Origin of the sequence: Streptomyces sp. NPDC058579 (genome assembly GCF_042718575.1) — a bacterium.
Classification (GTDB): domain Bacteria; phylum Actinomycetota; class Actinomycetes; order Streptomycetales; family Streptomycetaceae; genus Streptomyces.
This window is the reverse complement of record NZ_JBHXPI010000055.1, coordinates 25,751-42,044: the sequence shown is the minus strand read 5'-3', so window position 1 is coordinate 42,044 and position 16,294 is coordinate 25,751. Positions and strand designations below refer to the sequence as shown.

Here is a 16,294-nt window from a genome sequence, read left to right as displayed (position 1 = left end):
GGGGCCACCCCCCCCCCCGCGTGGGGGGGGCGCGCTGGGGGGGCGGTGTTTAACGCTGCGCGCGGCGGGGGCCCCCCCCCACACCACCCCCCCCCCCCCCGCTCTCAGTTGGCGCTGGTCAGGCCCTTGGGCCTGCCGGTGCTCAGACCTCCACGACCACCGGGAGGATCATCGGGCGCCGGCGGTAGGTGTCGGAGACCCACTTGCCGATCGAGCGGCGGATCAGCTGCTGGAGCTGGTGCGGCTCGACCACGCCGTCCTGGAACGACTTGTTCAGGGCCTGCTCCACCTTCGGGACCACCGCGTCGAACGCCGAGTCCTCGATGCCCGAGCCGCGGGCGTGGATGTTCGGGCCGCCCACGATCTTGCCGGTCGAGGAGTCCACGACCACGAAGACCGAGATGATGCCCTCCTCGCCGAGGATCCGGCGGTCCTTGAGGTGGGACTCGGTGACGTCGCCGACCGAGAGGCCGTCCACGTACACGTATCCCGCCTGGACCTTGCCGGTGATGCGGGCCTTGCCGTCGATCAGGTCGACGACGACGCCGTCCTCGGCGATGACGATGTGGTCCTTGGGGATACCCGTCATCGCGCCGAGCTCGGCGTTGGCGCGCAGGTGGCGCCATTCGCCGTGGACCGGCATCAGGTTCTTCGGGCGGCAGATGTTGTAGAAGTACAGCAGCTCGCCGGCCGAGGCGTGGCCCGAGACGTGGACCTTGGCGTTGCCCTTGTGGACGACGTCGGCGCCCCAGCGGGTCAGGCCGTTGATCACGCGGTAGACCGCGTTCTCGTTGCCCGGGATGAGGGACGACGCCAGGATCACGGTGTCGCCCTGGACGATCCGGATCTGGTGGTCGCGGTTGGCCATCCGGGACAGGGCGGCCATCGGCTCGCCCTGGGAGCCCGTACAGACCAGCACGACCTCGTCGTCCGGGAGGTCGTCGAGGGTCTTCACGTCGACGACCAGGCCGGCCGGGACGCGGAGGTAGCCCAGATCACGGGCGATGCCCATGTTGCGGACCATCGAGCGGCCGACGAAGGCCACGCGGCGGCCGTACTCGTGGGCCGCGTCGAGGATCTGCTGGATGCGGTGCACGTGGCTGGCGAAGCTGGCCACGATGATGCGCTTCTGGGCGTTCGCGAAGACGTTCCGCAGGACGTTCGAGATGTCCTTCTCCGGCGGGACGAAGCCCGGGACCTCGGCGTTCGTCGAGTCGGACAGGAGAAGGTCGATGCCCTCCTCACTGAGCCGCGCGAAGGCGTGCAGGTCGGTGAGCCGACCGTCGAGCGGCAGCTGGTCCATCTTGAAGTCGCCGGTCGCGACGGCCATGCCCGCAGGGGTGCGGATGGCGACCGCGAGAGCGTCCGGGATGGAGTGGTTGACCGCGATGAACTCGCAGTCGAAGGGGCCCAGCGCCTCCCGGTCGCCTTCCTTCACCTCAAGGGTGTAGGGGCGGATCCGGTGCTCCTGGAGCTTCGCCTCGATGAGGGCGAGGGTCAGCTTGGAGCCGATGAGCGGGATGTCCGGCTTCAGCCGGAGCAGGTACGGGACGGCGCCGATGTGGTCCTCGTGGCCGTGCGTGAGCACGATGCCCTCGACCTGGTCGAGCCGGTCCTTGATGATGGTGAAATCGGGCAGGATCAGGTCGACGCCGGGCTGCTCCTCCTCGGGGAAGAGGACGCCGCAGTCGACGATGAGCAGACGGCCGTCGAACTCGAAGACCGTCATATTGCGGCCGATCTCACCGAGCCCGCCGAGCGGAATGACGCGCAGGCCACCCTTGGGCAGCTTCGGCGGGGCGCCGAGTTCAGGATGCGGATGACTCAAAAGACTCTCCTCACCACACACGCCACGTACCGCTTGGGCACGTGGCGCGCATGACATTCGTGCACTTGCTGTTGTCGGTCGATCGTTTGTCGATCGGATATTCAGTTGTGAAGTCTGTATTTACAGCTCTACCCCGCCGGCGGCGAGATCGATCTTGAGCTGGGCGGTCTCCTCCGGGGAGAGCTCGACCAGGGGCAGGCGCAGGGGGCCGGCCGGGAGACCCTGGAGGGCGAGGGCGGCCTTGGTGGTCATGACGCCCTGGGTGCGGAACATGCCGGTGTAGATCGGCAGGAGCCGCTGGTGGATCTCGGTGGCCTTCTGGACCTCGCCGTTCAGGTGAGCGTCCAGGAGGGCCCGGAGCTCCGGGGTCACGACGTGGCCTACGACGGAGACGAAGCCGCAGGCGCCCACGGAGAGCAGCGGCAGGTTGAGCATGTCGTCGCCGGAGTACCAGGCGAGGCCCGAACGGGCGATGGCCCAGCTGGCGCGGCCGAGGTCGCCCTTGGCGTCCTTGTTGGCGACGATCCGGGGGTGCTCGGCCAGCCGGACGATCGTCTCGGTGTCGATCGGGACGCCGCTGCGGCCGGGGATGTCGTAGAGCATCACCGGGAGCTCGGTGGCGTCGGCGATGGCCGAGAAGTGGCGGTACAGGCCCTCCTGCGGGGGCTTGTTGTAGTACGGCGTGACGGCGAGCAGGCCGTGCGCGCCGTCACGTTCGGCCGTGCGGGCGAGCTCGATGGAGTGGTGGGTGTCGTTGGTGCCGATGCCGGCGACGACGTGGGCGCGGTCGCCGACCGCCTCCAGTACCGCCCGTACCAGCTCCGATTTCTCCGCGTCGCTGGTGGTCGGGGACTCGCCGGTGGTGCCGTTGATGACGAGGCCGTCGTTGCCGGCGTCCACCAGATGGGAGGCGAGTCGCTGGGCACCGTCGAGGTCGAGTGCGCCGTCAGCCGTCAGGGGCGTGACCATGGCGGTGAGGACCCGCCCGAAGGGGGTCTGCGGAGTGGAGATCGGAGCCATGGGTAACACGCTACTCGCTGCTCATCGCCCGGTGTCCCCTCGGGGGACGTGTGAAAGGAGCCCGGCACTGCCTGCTCGGGGGTTCAAGCAGTGCCGGGTCCGTTTGATCAGCCTAGATGAACTTCGTGAAACGTCGCAATACGGACACTTCGCGTGACGTGGTCGTACATCTGTGCTTTATGGGGCCACACGGCCGTTCTTGTTGAACGCGGCATGGGTCAGCGGCATGAGCTCGGCCCAGTGCCGCTCCATCTTCTCGCCGACCATCTCGATCTCCCGCTGCGGGAACGACGGCACCTTGGCCAGCTCGTGCTGGGTGCGCAAGCCCAGGAAGTGCATCAGCGAGCGCGCGTTGCACGTGGCGTACATCGAGGAGAAGAGACCGACGGGCAGGACCGCGCGGGCGACCTCGCGGGCGACGCCGGCCGCGAGCATTTCCTGGTACGCCGCGTACGCCTGAACGTACGAATCCTCCATCACGCGACCGGTCAGCTCCTGCTGGGCCTCGGTGCCCTCGACGAAGACGTACTTGCCGGGGCGGCCCTCCTGGACGAGCTTGCGGGAGGCGTCGGGGACGTAGAAGACCGGCTCCAGCTCCCTGTAGCGACCCGATTCCTCGTTGTACGACCATCCGACGCGGTGGCGCATGAACTCGCGGAAGACGAAGATCGGGGCGCTGATGAAGAAGGTCATCGAGTTGTGCTCGAAGGGGCTGCCGTGGCGGTCCCGCATCAGGTAGTTGATGAGCCCCGTGGACCGCTCCGGGTCCTTCTGCAGCTCGTCGAGCGACTGCTCCCCCGCGGTGGAGACGCGGGCCGCCCACAGCACGTCCGAGTCGGCGGCGGTGTGCTTCACCAGCTCGACGGTCACGTCGCTGCGGAAGCTGGGCTTGAGGTCTGCTGCGGGGGTGTCGCTCACCGGCGGGGTCCTTCCAAAGTGCGTCGCTCGGGCGGCGCCCACTCTACGGGGAGCCACTGACAGCGGAGCCCCTCACCTGCTCCCACACCCACCCGGACCACTTTCTTTGGCCAATTCGGGGAAATCGGGCACCGAATGGTGACTTTGCTCGTCTCTCACTGTGACACCGCACACCACAAGCCAAGGAGAGTGGCCCCATGTTTGGCCGGCGAGAGGCTGTCCCGTTCGCGTTCGTCGCAGAGGCCGACCGCTTCCGCAGTAACGTCACTCCGCCGCCGAGGGAGCGCCTCGGTGTCTCCGAGCTCGTGGGCCGTACGCTGGTCGGGCTGACCGTCGTGGCCGGTCTCGTCGGCTCGTTGCTCTTCGGGATGCCGTCCATGCAGTCCGGTGGGGCCGACGGGCACCGGCAGCAGTCCGAGGCCTCCGACGGCCGCTGAGCAGTTCGGCCCCCCTGGAGTGGCCCGGTCGAGACCACCTGGGTAGCCTCACCGGGCACAGCCCCTTCGAGCGTGCTTGTGAGTGAGGATCAGTCGTGCCCCTGCCCTTTCTGACGGCCGACCGCGCTTTTGACGCGACCGACGACGTCGCGCTGCCGTTCGACGACCACGACCAGTGGCGTCGGCCCTACCGTCCCGGCCCCTGGCGCGTGGGCGCCGCGGCGCTCGCGCTGTTGGTCGCGTCCTTCGTGCTGCTGGCCGCGGTCATCATCGCCGCGGCCGGGGCGGTGAGCGGCGCCGCCGTCACGTTCGGCCTGGCCGCCCTCCTCATCGCCTCCGCGCTGCGCATGCTGCGCGTGGGCACGTGGGTGAGCCGGCACGGCGTGCGCCGGGTCGGCTTCTTCGCCACCTCGACCGTGGCCTGGGCCCAGGTGGCGCACGCGCGCACGACGCAGCAGCCGGTGCGCTGGCTGGGGTTGCCCCGCACGGTGCAGGGCCAGGCGCTGGTTCTCGTACGGCGGGACGGTGAGCAGATCGCTCTGCTCACCGACCACAACGCCGACTTCCTCTCCCGCGTCGAGGCGTTCGACCGCGCGACCGACACGATCGAGGCGTGGAACGCCGAGTACGGCGTCGCCCCGGTGGCCGCTACGCGCTGACCGTGCGACCGGCGTGCAGCGCGATCGCGCGCTGCATCGCCTTGCGGGCGCGCGGGGTGTCGCGGGCGTCGTGATACGCGACCGCGAGCCGGAACCAGCAGCGCCAGTCCCCGGGTGAGTCCTCGGTCTCCGCGCGTCGCCTCGCGAACACCTCGTCGGCCGAGTCGCGGTCGATCCGGCCGCCGGCCGTGCGCTTCAACTCGTCCACCGGCAGGCCGCCTTCGGCCTCCAGCTCACGGGCGAGCCGCTGCGCGTTCCGCGCGAAGGCGGTGTTCTTCCAGAGGAACCAGCCGCCCACACAGGGCAGCAGGAACGCCACCGCGCCCATGCCCATCGCGGCCGGTTCGCCGGTCAGGACGAGCAGGACGCCCTCCATCGCCACCACGCCGAAGACGAGGACGAGGACGGTGGCGAGGAAGACGTACGTGATCTTTCCGCCCATGACCGTCAGCCCAGGTCCAGGAAGTGTTCCAGGCCGAAGGTAAGGCCCGGGGCGGTGACGACGCGGCGGGCGCCGAGGAGGATGCCCGGCATGAAGCTGGAGTGGTGCAGCGAGTCGTGACGGACGGTCAGGGTCTCGCCCTCGCCGCCGAGCAGCACCTCCTGGTGGGCCAGCAGGCCCGCGAGGCGCACCGCGTGGACCCGGACGCCGTCGACGTCCGCGCCGCGGGCGCCGTCCAGGGCCGTCTCCGTCGCGTCCGGCTGTGCGCCGAGGCCGGCCTCGCGGCGGGCGGCGGCGATCAGCTGGGCGGTACGGGTGGCGGTGCCGCTGGGGGCGTCGACCTTGTGCGGGTGGTGCAGCTCGACGACCTCGACGGACTCGAAGTACGGGGCCGCGATCTGGGCGAACTTCATGGTCAGCACGGCGCCGATGGAGAAGTTCGGTGCGATCAGGACGCCGGTCTCCGGGGAGGCGGCGAGCCAGGTGTTCAGCTGCGCGAGGCGCTCCTCGTTCCAGCCGGTGGTGCCGACGACCGCGTGCATGCCGTGGCGCACGCAGTAGTCGAGGTTCTCCATCACCGAGGCAGGGGTGGTCAGCTCGACCACGACCTGGGCGCCCGCGTCGGCGAGCGTCTCCAGCTTGTCGCCGCGGCCGAGCGCCGCGACCAGTTCCATGTCCTCGGCGGCCTCGACGGCCTGCACGGCCTCCGAGCCGATGCGGCCCTTGGCTCCGAGGACCGCCACGCGCAGCTTGCTCATGCTCTTGTGAACTCTCTCTAGGAGACGGATTCGTGCAGGCGTGCCGCCTGCTTGTCCTTCAGCGGCCCTATGACGGACAGCGAGGGACGCTGTCCGAGCACATCACGAGCGACCTCGCGGACCTCGTCCGGGGTGACGGACGCGATCCGGGCGAGCATGTCGTCCACCGACATCTGCGTACCCCAGCACAGCTCGCTCTTGCCGATGCGGTTCATCAGCGCGCCGGTGTCCTCAAGGCCGAGGACGGTCGAGCCCGAGAGCTGCCCGACGGCGCGGGCGATCTCGTCGTCGGTGAGCCCGTCGGAGGCCACCTTGTCGAGCTCGTCGCGGCAGAGCTTCAGCACGTCGTGGACCTGGCCCGGGCGGCAGCCCGCGTACACCCCGAAGAGGCCGCAGTCGGCGAAGCCCGAGGTGTACGAGTACACGCTGTAGGCCAGGCCGCGCTTCTCGCGGACCTCCTGGAAGAGCCGGGAGGACATGCCGCCGCCGAGGGCCGTGTTCAGCACGCCGAGCGCCCAGCGGCGCTCGTCGGTGCGGGCGAGGCCCGGCATGCCGAGGACGACGTGGGCCTGCTCGGTCTTGCGGCCGAGGACCTCGACGGCGCCCGCGGTGCGGATCACGCGCCGGCCGTCGCGCGGGGCGACGGGGACCGCGTCCGTACGGGAGAGGGCGCCGGCCTTCTCGAAGGCGCGGCGGACCTGGCGTACGACGGTGGCGTGGTCGATGTTGCCCGCGGCGGCGACGACCAGGTGGGTCGGGTCGTAGTGCTTCTTGTAGAAGCGGGCGATCCGGCCACGGTCGAGGGCGTTGATGGTGTCGACGGTGCCGAGGACCGGGCGGCCCAGCGGGGTGTCGCCGAACATGGTCTGAGCGAACAGGTCGTGCACGACGTCGCCCGGATCGTCCTCGGTCATCGCGATCTCTTCGAGGATGACACCGCGCTCGGCGTCGACGTCCTCTTCGAGGATCAGCGAGCCGGTCAGCATGTCGCAGACCACGTCGATCGCGAGCGGCAGGTCGGTGTCGAGGACCCGCGCGTAGTAGCAGGTGAACTCCTTCGCCGTGAAGGCGTTCATCTCTCCGCCGACCGCGTCGAGCGCGGAGGAGATGTCGAGGGCGCTGCGTCGCTTCGTGCCCTTGAAGAGGAGGTGCTCCAGGTAGTGCGTGGCGCCGTTGAGCGTGGGCGTCTCGTCGCGGGAGCCGACGTGCGCCCAGATGCCGAAGGTGGCGGAGCGCACGGACGGCAGGGTCTCGGTGACGATCCGCAGGCCGCCGGGGAGGGTGGTGCGGCGGACCGTGCCGATGCCGTCCCTGCCCGGGAGAAGCGTTTGGGTACGGGCGACGGCCCGCCCCTCCGAAGAGGGGCGGGCCGTCGTCACGGAACTACGGGACGTCACTGGTCGGTGTCGTCCTTCGCGTCCTCGCCGGCAGCGTCCTCGTCCGCCATGACGGGGACGAGGGAGAGCTTGCCGCGCTGGTCGATCTCGGCGATCTCGACCTGGACCTTGGCGCCGACCGCGAGCACGTCCTCGACGTTCTCCACGCGCTTGCCACCGGCGAGCTTGCGGATCTGCGAGATGTGCAGCAGACCGTCCTTGCCGGGCATCAGGGAGACGAAGGCACCGAAGGTGGTGGTCTTGACGACCGTACCCAGGTAGCGCTCGCCGACCTCCGGCATGGTCGGGTTGGCGATGCCGTTGATCGTGGCGCGGGCGGCCTCGGCCTGCGAGCCCTGGGCGGCACCGATGTAGATGGTGCCGTCGTCCTCGATCGTGATGTCGGCGCCGGTGTCCTCCTGGATCTGGTTGATCATCTTGCCCTTGGGGCCGATGACCTCACCGATCTTGTCCACCGGGATCTTGACGGTGATGATGCGCGGCGCGTTCGGGGACATCTCGTCCGGAACGTCGATCGCCTCGTTCATCACGTCGAGGATGTGCAGACGCGCGTCACGGGCCTGCTTCAGCGCGGCGGCCAGGACCGAGGCTGGGATGCCGTCGAGCTTGGTGTCGAGCTGGAGCGCGGTGACGAAGGTCTTCGTACCGGCGACCTTGAAGTCCATGTCGCCGAAGGCGTCCTCCGCACCGAGGATGTCGGTGAGGGCGACGTAGTGGGTCTTGCCGTCGATCTCCTCGGAGATCAGACCCATGGCGATACCGGCGACGGGGGCCTTCAGCGGCACACCGGCGTTCAGCAGCGACATGGTGGAGGCGCAGACCGAGCCCATGGACGTCGAGCCGTTGGAGCCGAGGGCCTCGGACACCTGACGGATCGCGTACGGGAACTCCTCGCGCGTCGGCAGCACCGGCACGATGGCGCGCTCGGCGAGCGCGCCGTGGCCGATCTCGCGGCGCTTGGGCGAGCCCACGCGGCCGGTCTCACCGACGGAGTACGGCGGGAAGTTGTAGTTGTGCATGTAGCGCTTGCGGGTCACCGGGGAGAGGGTGTCCAGCTGCTGCTCCATGCGGAGCATGTTGAGGGTGGTGACGCCCAGGATCTGGGTCTCGCCACGCTCGAAGAGCGCCGAGCCGTGCACGCGCGGGATGGCCTCGACCTCGGCGGCGAGCGTACGGATGTCCGTGATGCCGCGGCCGTCGATGCGGACCTTGTCCTTGATGATCCGCTCGCGGACCAGCTTCTTGGTCAGCGCGCGGTACGCGCCGGAGATCTCCTTCTCGCGGCCCTCGAAGGCCGGGAGGAGCTTCTCGGCGGCGAGCTCCTTGACGCGGTCGAGCTCGGTCTCGCGCTCCTGCTTGCCGGCGATGGTGAGCGCCTGCGCGAGGTCGTTCTTGACGGCGGCGGTGAGCGCCTCCAGGACGTCGTCCTGGTAGTCGAGGAAGACCGGGAACTCGCCGGTGGGCTTGGCGGCCTTGGCGGCGAGGTCCGACTGGGCCTTGCAGAGGGCCTTGATGAAGGGCTTCGCGGCCTCGAGACCGGCGGCGACGAGCTCCTCGGTCGGCGCCTCGGCGCCGCCCTTGACGAGCTCGATCGTGCGCTCGGTGGCCTCGGCCTCGACCATCATGATCGCGACGTCGCCGTCCTCCAGGACGCGACCGGCGACGACCATGTCGAAGACGGCGTCCTCGAGCTCGGTGTGCGTCGGGAACGCGACCCACTGGCCGTTGATCAGCGCGACACGGGTGCCGCCGATCGGGCCGGAGAAGGGCAGGCCGGCCAGCTGCGTGGAGCAGGAGGCGGCGTTGATGGCGACCACGTCGTAGAGGTGGTCGGGGTTGAGCGCCATGATCGTCTCGACGATCTGGATCTCGTTGCGCAGGCCCTTCTTGAAGGAGGGGCGCAGCGGGCGGTCGATCAGGCGACAGGTGAGGACGGCGTCCTCGGAGGGGCGGCCTTCCCGGCGGAAGAAGGAGCCGGGGATCTTGCCGGCCGCGTACATCCGCTCCTCGACGTCCACCGTGAGGGGGAAGAAGTCGAGCTGGTCCTTGGGCTTCTTCGACGCGGTGGTCGCGGAAAGGACCATCGTGTCGTCGTCCAGGTACGCGACGGCGGAGCCGGCGGCCTGCTTGGCCAGGCGGCCCGTCTCGAAGCGGATGGTGCGGGTGCCGAAGGAGCCGTTGTCGATGACGGCCTCGGCGTAGTGGGTCTCGTTCTCCACTAGCGGTTTCTCCTACGTGTTCGTCTTTTCGTCCGTCGGCCCGTGTGGCCGGGGACGGTGGAGGAGGAGAAGCGCGCCTTCGGATGCGGGCCGGTCTTCGATCGAAGCACCCGGGGATTCAGGGGGTCCGGGGGCCACTACCGAGGACCGGCGGCGTGCCGGCGGCTCCTCGCTCGTTATGTGTCGTTGTGCGACCAGACTAAGTGCCGGTCGGCACATCGCGCACGTACAGCAAAGGGAGCGGCCCCCTAAAAGTGGGAACCGCTCCCTTCACGGCGTACTTACTTCGCACCGCCGGCCGCGCCGCGGCGGATGCCGAGGCGGTCGACCAGGGCACGGAAGCGCTGGATGTCCTTCTTGGCCAGGTACTGCAGCAGGCGGCGACGCTGGCCGACCAGGATCAGCAGACCACGACGGGAGTGGTGGTCGTGCTTGTGCTGCTTGAGGTGCTCGGTGAGGTCCGAGATGCGGCGCGACAGCATCGCGACCTGGACCTCGGGGGAGCCGGTGTCGCCCTCCTTCTGGCCGAACTCGGCGAAAATCTGCTTCTTCGTAGCGGCGTCGAGAGACACTCGGTACTCCTCTTGGTGTTCGTGCGCCCACGAGTGCCCCTGGTCTCGTTCTCAGGGGAGCTTCCGTGACTCGGAGGCGAAGGTCCGATGAGCGCAGCTCCCAGAGAATCCGGGAGCGCGTACACAAACGGCCGTCACACAGCGTACCAGGTGACCGGAGGCGCCCTTACGGGGAGCCCGGCTGCTCTGAGCTGGAGAGCCCGCCCGATCGGAGCCGGGGGGCCGGCCCGCTCGGAGTCCGCTTATTTGCTGGTCAGGGAGCGGGCCGCCATGAAGACGTCCAGGACCGCGAGGCAGAGCGGGACGAGGGAGAGCAGGACGAAGCCCTCGGTCAGGTCGAGGAGGCGGCCCCAGAAGGGCGAGAGGCCCTTCCGCGGGATGATCAGCCCGATGGCGGTGACGAGGGCGGCGCCGGCGGCGACCGCCCCGGTGAGCCAGATCGTACGGATGTCCAGGCCGCCGCGGTCGCCGTGGATCAGCAGGTCCTTGACCAGGTCGGCCGGCGGGTTCAGGGAGAGGCCCAGGATCAGGAGCGCGATCGCGGCGAGTCCTGCCACCAGGACGCAGGCGACCTGCGAGGTGTAGCGGAAGAGCCGGGCGCGCAGCAGCATCGCGAGGCCGGCGGCGAGGGCGAGGAGCTGGCCCCACACGTTGCCGGCGAAGCCGAGGACCGCGGCGGAGCCGACCACGACGGCCGCGCAGCCGCCGACGAGGCCGAGGAGCATCTCGTGGCCGCGGCGGGCCTGGAGCGCGATCCGCTCGCCGTCGACCGCCTGGGCCTCGTCGGCGGCGCGGCCGGTCTCGGCGTGGAAGTCGTCGTCGGCGGCGCTGCGCGGGGAGGCGTAGCCGATGGGCAGCCGGGCGAAGCGGGCCGAGAGGCCGGGCAGGAAGGCGACCAGGCCGACGGCGACGGGGGCGCAGACGGCGGCGGTCCCGGTGGCGGTGGCCTCGGTGACGATCGCCAGGAAGGTGGCGATCGTGCCGACGGTGGCCAGGAAGGTGGCCGCCACGAAGGGGGCGTCGCCGCTGGGGGTGAGGGCGACGAGGGCGACGGAGGCGACCAGGACGGTCACGCAGCCGAACAGGAACTGGAGGCGCCCGGGGCCCTGGCCCGCGTCGGGGGCGGCGATGCCGGAGCCGGCGATGAGCAGCAGGGGCAGGGCGCCGAGGCCGAGGGCGATCGCGGTGGCCCGGTCGGAGTAGACCCGGGCCCGTACGCCCGCGAAGGCGGTGAGCAGGACGCCCACGGCGCCGGCGACGACACCGGGGAGGCTGTGCATGTCGTGGCGGACCGGGTCGGCGAACCAGAGCACGAAGCCCATCAGGACGAGCAGGAGCACGCCGCCGAAGAGTCCGGCGCCGCGCAGCAGGTCGTCGCTCCACAGGTGGCGGTCGCGGGTGACGGCCGAGGCGACGGCGTCGGAGACGTCGTCGAAGACGGCGGGCGGCAGCGACTGGGCGAACGGGCGGAGCGAGAGGACCTCGCCGTCGAGGACCCGCTGGGCGACGAGCGTGCGGGCGCCGTCGAGGACCGTGCCGTCGCGGCGGACCAGGTGGTAGCCGGTGGGGGTGCCGGGCGCCTGGGTCTGGCCGGTGAGCCGCAGGATCTCCGGATAGACGTCGGCGACCGCGATGTCCTCGGGGAGGGCGACGTCGATACGGCTGTCCGGCGCCACGACGGTGACGCGGCAGAAGCCGGTCGCTGCGGTCGTACTCACGTCTCTGAACCCCCTGATTCGCGGTTGCGCACGGTGCGCGCGCCACCCTACCGGGGACGGGCCGGAGTGCCTGCAAGTAGGATCGCGGTCTCGTGGGGGAGGCCGTCGCGCAGGGGCGACCGGTGCGGAACTCCCGCGGGAAGTCCGCCCGTAACGAGGGATTGATGCGCCGGTGAGCCAGATCGTCGTCAAACGCCCGCCGAGGTCCCTTCCTCCTGAAGTACCCAGTGAGGAACTGGTCCTGGAGGCTCCTCCGGAGCTTCCACGCGGGCAGCAGGAGGGCATGCTGATGCAGCTCCTGCCGATGCTCGGCATGGGTTCGTCGGTGGTCTTCTTCTTCATGCCTGGCGCCCATCCGTTCATGCGCATCATGGGCGTCCTGATGCTCGTCTCGACGGTCGGCATGGTCATCGCGCAGCTCGTGCGGTTCCGCAAGGGTACGCAGGGGCAAATGGCGGATGTCCGGCGCGACTACCTCAAATACCTCGCGCAGACCCGGCGTACGGTCCGGCGCACGGCGCGCAAGCAGCGGGACGCGCAGCTCTATCTGCACCCCTCCCCCGAGCAGCTGTGGTCCGTGGTGGCCGAGGGCTCGCGGCTGTGGGAACGCCGGGTGGGCGACAGCGACTTCGCGCAGGTACGGATCGGGCTCGGCGCCCAGCAGCTGGCGACGCCGCTCGCGGCGCCCGACACCGCGCCGGTGGACGAGCTGGAGCCGCTGTGCGCGGGCGCGATGCAGCAGTTCCTGGCCGTGCACGGCTCGTTGGACGGGCTGCCGATGGCGGTCTCGATGCGGGCCTTCTACCACGTGACGGTCTCCGGTGAGCCGGAGGCGGCCCAGGCCGCGGCGCGCGCCCTGGTCTCCCAGCTGGTGACGCTGCACTCCCCCGACGACCTGATGCTCGCGGTGGTGGCGGCCCGGGCCGCGCAGGCGCGCTGGGACTGGACGAAGTGGCTGCCGCACACCCAGGTCCCGGGCCAGGTCGACGGGGCGGGCACGCGGCGGCTGTTCGGCGACGACCTCGGTGAGCTGGAGTCGCTGGTGCGTTCGCGGCTCGAGGGGCGGCCCCGGTTCGGCCGGGACAGCCAGCCGGTCCTGGACCAGCCGCACGTGGTCGTGGTCCTCGACGGCGGGATGGTGCCGCCGGACTCGCTCTTCGCGGCGCCGGAGGGCCTGCAGGGCGTGACCATCGTCGAGGTCGTCCACGGTGAGCTGGACGAGCCGCGCGGCGGCCTGTCGGTGATCGTGCGGCCCGGGCGGCTGCGCCTGGAGTCGGGTGGCGGCTTCGCGTACGAGGGTGCGCCGGACGGGATCTCGCTGCCGGCCGCGGAGGCGCTGGCGCGGCAGCTGGCCCCACTGCGGATGGGCGGCGGCGACAACGACGAACCGCTCCTCGCGAACCTGGACTTCACGGACCTGCTGAACCTGGGCGACGCGGCGTCGGTGGACGTGGCGCGGACCTGGCGGCCGCGGTCGGTGGCCGAGAGGCTGCGGGTGCCGATCGGTGTGGGTGAGGACGGCGGGCCGATCATGCTCGACCTGAAGGAGGCGGCGCAGGAGGGCATGGGGCCGCACGGTCTGTGCGTGGGCGCGACCGGTTCCGGCAAGTCGGAGCTGCTGCGCACCCTCGTGCTCGGTCTCGCGGTGACGCACTCCTCGGAGACGCTGAACTTCGTCCTCGCGGACTTCAAAGGCGGCGCGACGTTCGCGGGCATGTCCCAGATGCCGCACGTGGCGGCCGTGATCACCAACCTGTCCGACGACCTGACGCTCGTCGACCGCATGGGCGACGCGATCCGCGGCGAGCTGCAGCGCCGCCAGGAGCTGCTGCGTTCGGCGGGCAACTACGCCAACATCCACGACTACGAGAAGGCCCGGGCGGCCGGTGCGCCGCTGGAGCCGCTGGCCTCGCTGGTCCTGGTCATCGACGAGTTCTCCGAGCTGCTGACGGCGAAGCCGGACTTCATCGACATGTTCATCCAGATCGGCCGCATCGGCCGTTCGCTGGGTGTGCATCTGCTGCTGGCCTCGCAGCGCCTGGAGGAGGGCAAGCTCCGGGGCCTCGACACGTACCTCTCGTACCGGATCGGCCTGCGGACGTTCTCGGCGGCCGAGTCGCGTACGGCGATCGGTGTGCCGGACGCGTACCACCTGCCGTCCGTGCCGGGTTCGGGCTATCTGAAGTTCGGTACGGACGAGATGACCCGGTTCAAGGCCGCGTACGTCTCGGGGACGTACCGGACGGGCGGGCCGCGCCTGGAGACCGGGCAGCTGCCGATCGAGCGGCGGCCCGCGGTCTTCACCGCGACGCCGGTGCCGGTGGTCTACGCGGCGCCCGACCCGGCGTATCTGGCGGCGCGGCGCGAGGAGGAGGACGACGCGCTCGCGGACACCGTCCTCGACGTGATCGTGCGCCGTCTGGAGGGGCAGGGCGTGCCCGCGCACCAGGTGTGGCTGCCGCCGCTGGACCAGGCGCCCTCGCTGGACCAGCTGCTTCCGGGGCTCGCGCCGACCGCGCACCGCGGTCTGACGGCGACGGAGTACACCCGTCCCGGCGGTCTGACGGTGCCGCTCGGCCTGATCGACAAGCCGTTCGAGCAGCGGCGCGAGGTGCTGTACCGGGACTTCTCCGGCGCGGCGGGCCACATGATGGTGGTCGGCGGTCCGCAGTCCGGCAAGTCGACCCTGATGCGGACGCTGATCTCGTCGTTCGCGCTGACCCACACGCCGGCCGAGGTGCAGTTCTACGCCCTCGACTTCGGTGGTGGCGGTCTGGCGTCGCTGGCCGAACTGCCGCACGTCGGCGGGGTCGCGTCCCGGCTCGACCCCGAGCGGGTCCGCCGTACGGTCGCGGAGGTCCTCGGCATCCTGAACCGTCGCGAGGAGTTCTTCCGCGCGCACTCGATCGACTCGATCGCCACCTACCGGCGCAGGCGCGCCGCGGGTGAACTGCCGGGCGAGCCCTGGGGCGACGTGTTCCTGGTCATCGACGGCTGGGGCGGGTTCCGCAACGAGTACGACATGCTGGAGGGGATCGTCTCCGACCTCGCGGCGCGCGGTCTCGGCTACGGCATCCACGTCGTCATCACCGCCGCCCGGTACATGGAGGTCCGCGCGGCGGTCAAGGACCAGATGCTGAGCCGTCTGGAGCTGCGTCTGGGTGACGTGATGGACTCCGAGTTCGACCGGAAGGTGGCGGCGAACGTCCCCACCGGCGTCCCCGGTCGCGGTCAGGTTCCGGAGAAGCTCCACTTCATGACCGCGCTGCCGCGGATCGACGGCTCCGGCTCGTCGAGCGACCTGTCGGTGGGCACGGAGAACTTCGTCGCGGCCGTACGGGGTTCCTGGACGGGCCCGGTGGCGCCGGCGGTCCGGCTGCTGCCGCACAAGCTGCCGGCCGACCAGCTGCCGAAGGGCTTCGAGTTCCCGCAGCACGGCATCGCGATCGGCATCGACGAGACGCGCCTGGAGCCCGTCTTCGTCAATTTCGAGACCGACCCGTTCTTCCTGATCTTCGGCGAGAGCGAGTCCGGCAAGACGAACCTGCTGCGGCTGATGGCCAAGCAGATCGCGGAGCGGTACTCCCCCGACGAGGCGAAGCTCGTCGTGGGCGACTACCGGCGTGCGCTGCTCGGCAGCCTGCCGGAGGAGCACCTGCTCGAGTACGCGCCGATGGCGAGCTCGATGCAGATGCACATGGAGGCGCTGGCCGGCGTCTTCGCGCGGCGCCAGCCGCCGCAGGACGTGACTCCGCAGCAGCTGCGGGACCGCAGCTGGTGGTCGGGGCCGCAGGTCTTCATCATCGTCGACGACTACGACCTGGTGGCGACGAGCGGCGGCAACCCGCTGGCCGCGCTCGCGGAGTACCTGCCGTTCGCCCGGGACACGGGCATCCGCTTCATCATCGCGCGCAACAGCGCCGGTGCCTCGCGCTCGATGTACGAGGCGTTCATGCAGCGCATCAAGGAGCTGGGCGCGCAGGGCGTGGTCCTGTCGGGCGACCCGCAGGAGGGCGACCTGCTCGGCAGCGCCCGACCGCGGCCGATGCCGCCGGGGCGTGGCTACTTCGTGGCGCGGCGGGGCGGCTCGTCGCTGGTGCAGACGGGGCGGATGCCGGAGCGATGAGAGCGAGAGGGAGCGCGAGAGGGAGCGCGAGAGGGAGCGCGAGAGGGAGCGCGGCGATGGGCTTCGGCTTCGTACGGAGAACCGTGAGGCGGCCGGTGGCGTCGTCGCCGATGGACGTGAGCACTACAACCATGAGCACGACAGCTATTGACGCTACAGCCATGAACACTTCAGCACTGCAAACATCACCCTGATCCAGC

General features: G+C 70.4%; 12 protein-coding genes. 3 read left to right on the top strand and 9 right to left on the bottom strand.

Features of this window, described 5'->3' with window-relative positions; translation table 11 throughout:
- Window positions 1–142: 142 nt before the first annotated feature.
- The 3 genes from ACFWRO_RS33855 to thyX form a co-directional block, all read right to left on the bottom strand.
- On the bottom strand, window positions 143–1,828 hold the full coding sequence (locus ACFWRO_RS33855; RefSeq protein WP_384517452.1) for a ribonuclease J: 1,686 nt from the start codon (window positions 1,826–1,828) through the stop codon (window positions 143–145).
- A 120-nt stretch (window positions 1,829–1,948) separates the two neighbouring features.
- Window positions 1,949–2,848 (bottom strand): 4-hydroxy-tetrahydrodipicolinate synthase, encoded by a 900-nt coding sequence (dapA, locus tag ACFWRO_RS33850; protein WP_384517449.1) that lies wholly within the window; start codon window positions 2,846–2,848, stop codon window positions 1,949–1,951.
- A 177-nt stretch (window positions 2,849–3,025) separates the two neighbouring features.
- The gene (gene thyX / locus ACFWRO_RS33845) at window positions 3,026–3,766 is read right to left on the bottom strand and encodes an FAD-dependent thymidylate synthase (RefSeq protein ID WP_384517446.1); all 741 of its coding nucleotides are present in this window, start codon (window positions 3,764–3,766) and stop codon (window positions 3,026–3,028) included.
- 197 nt (window positions 3,767–3,963) lie between these two features.
- Here thyX and ACFWRO_RS33840 point away from each other — a divergent pair, with 197 nt between their 5' ends.
- Both ACFWRO_RS33840 and ACFWRO_RS33835 read left to right on the top strand, forming a co-directional pair.
- The gene (locus tag ACFWRO_RS33840) at window positions 3,964–4,203 is read left to right on the top strand and encodes a hypothetical protein (RefSeq protein WP_384517443.1); all 240 of its coding nucleotides are present in this window, start codon (window positions 3,964–3,966) and stop codon (window positions 4,201–4,203) included.
- A 95-nt stretch (window positions 4,204–4,298) separates the two neighbouring features.
- On the top strand, window positions 4,299–4,862 hold the full coding sequence (locus ACFWRO_RS33835; protein WP_384517441.1) for a hypothetical protein: 564 nt from the start codon (window positions 4,299–4,301) through the stop codon (window positions 4,860–4,862).
- On the opposite strand, the gene ACFWRO_RS33830 is transcribed toward ACFWRO_RS33835, so the two are convergent.
- From ACFWRO_RS33830 to eccD, 6 genes are all read right to left on the bottom strand, one after another.
- Window positions 4,852–5,304, bottom strand: coding sequence for a hypothetical protein (locus tag ACFWRO_RS33830; RefSeq protein ID WP_384517438.1), 453 nt, complete (start codon window positions 5,302–5,304; stop codon window positions 4,852–4,854). The two genes, ACFWRO_RS33835 and ACFWRO_RS33830, sit on opposite strands and share 11 nt — an antisense overlap.
- A gap of 5 nt (window positions 5,305–5,309) precedes the next feature.
- Window positions 5,310–6,062 (bottom strand): 4-hydroxy-tetrahydrodipicolinate reductase, encoded by a 753-nt coding sequence (gene dapB / locus ACFWRO_RS33825; protein WP_384517435.1) that lies wholly within the window; start codon window positions 6,060–6,062, stop codon window positions 5,310–5,312.
- Window positions 6,063–6,079: 17 nt separating this feature from the next.
- Window positions 6,080–7,459, bottom strand: a complete 1,380-nt coding sequence (locus ACFWRO_RS33820) for a M16 family metallopeptidase (RefSeq protein ID WP_384517432.1) — start codon at window positions 7,457–7,459, stop codon at window positions 6,080–6,082.
- Window positions 7,456–9,678 carry a polyribonucleotide nucleotidyltransferase gene (locus ACFWRO_RS33815; protein ID WP_384517430.1) on the bottom strand — a complete coding sequence of 741 codons (2,223 nt, stop codon included), beginning with the start codon at window positions 9,676–9,678 and terminating at the stop codon, window positions 7,456–7,458. The genes ACFWRO_RS33820 and ACFWRO_RS33815 overlap by 4 nt, the downstream gene beginning before the upstream one ends.
- Before the next feature lie 281 nt (window positions 9,679–9,959).
- Window positions 9,960–10,250 carry a 30S ribosomal protein S15 gene (gene rpsO / locus ACFWRO_RS33810; RefSeq protein ID WP_147979976.1) on the bottom strand — a complete coding sequence of 97 codons (291 nt, stop codon included), beginning with the start codon at window positions 10,248–10,250 and terminating at the stop codon, window positions 9,960–9,962.
- A gap of 242 nt (window positions 10,251–10,492) precedes the next feature.
- Window positions 10,493–11,968, bottom strand: coding sequence for a type VII secretion integral membrane protein EccD (eccD, locus tag ACFWRO_RS33805; protein WP_384517426.1), 1,476 nt, complete (start codon window positions 11,966–11,968; stop codon window positions 10,493–10,495).
- A gap of 172 nt (window positions 11,969–12,140) precedes the next feature.
- Between eccD and eccCa the strand changes: the two genes are divergently transcribed.
- A complete protein-coding gene (gene eccCa, locus ACFWRO_RS33800; protein WP_384517423.1) occupies window positions 12,141–16,094 on the top strand; it encodes a type VII secretion protein EccCa in 3,954 nt (1,317 codons plus the stop codon).
- Window positions 16,095–16,294: the final 200 nt, after the last annotated feature.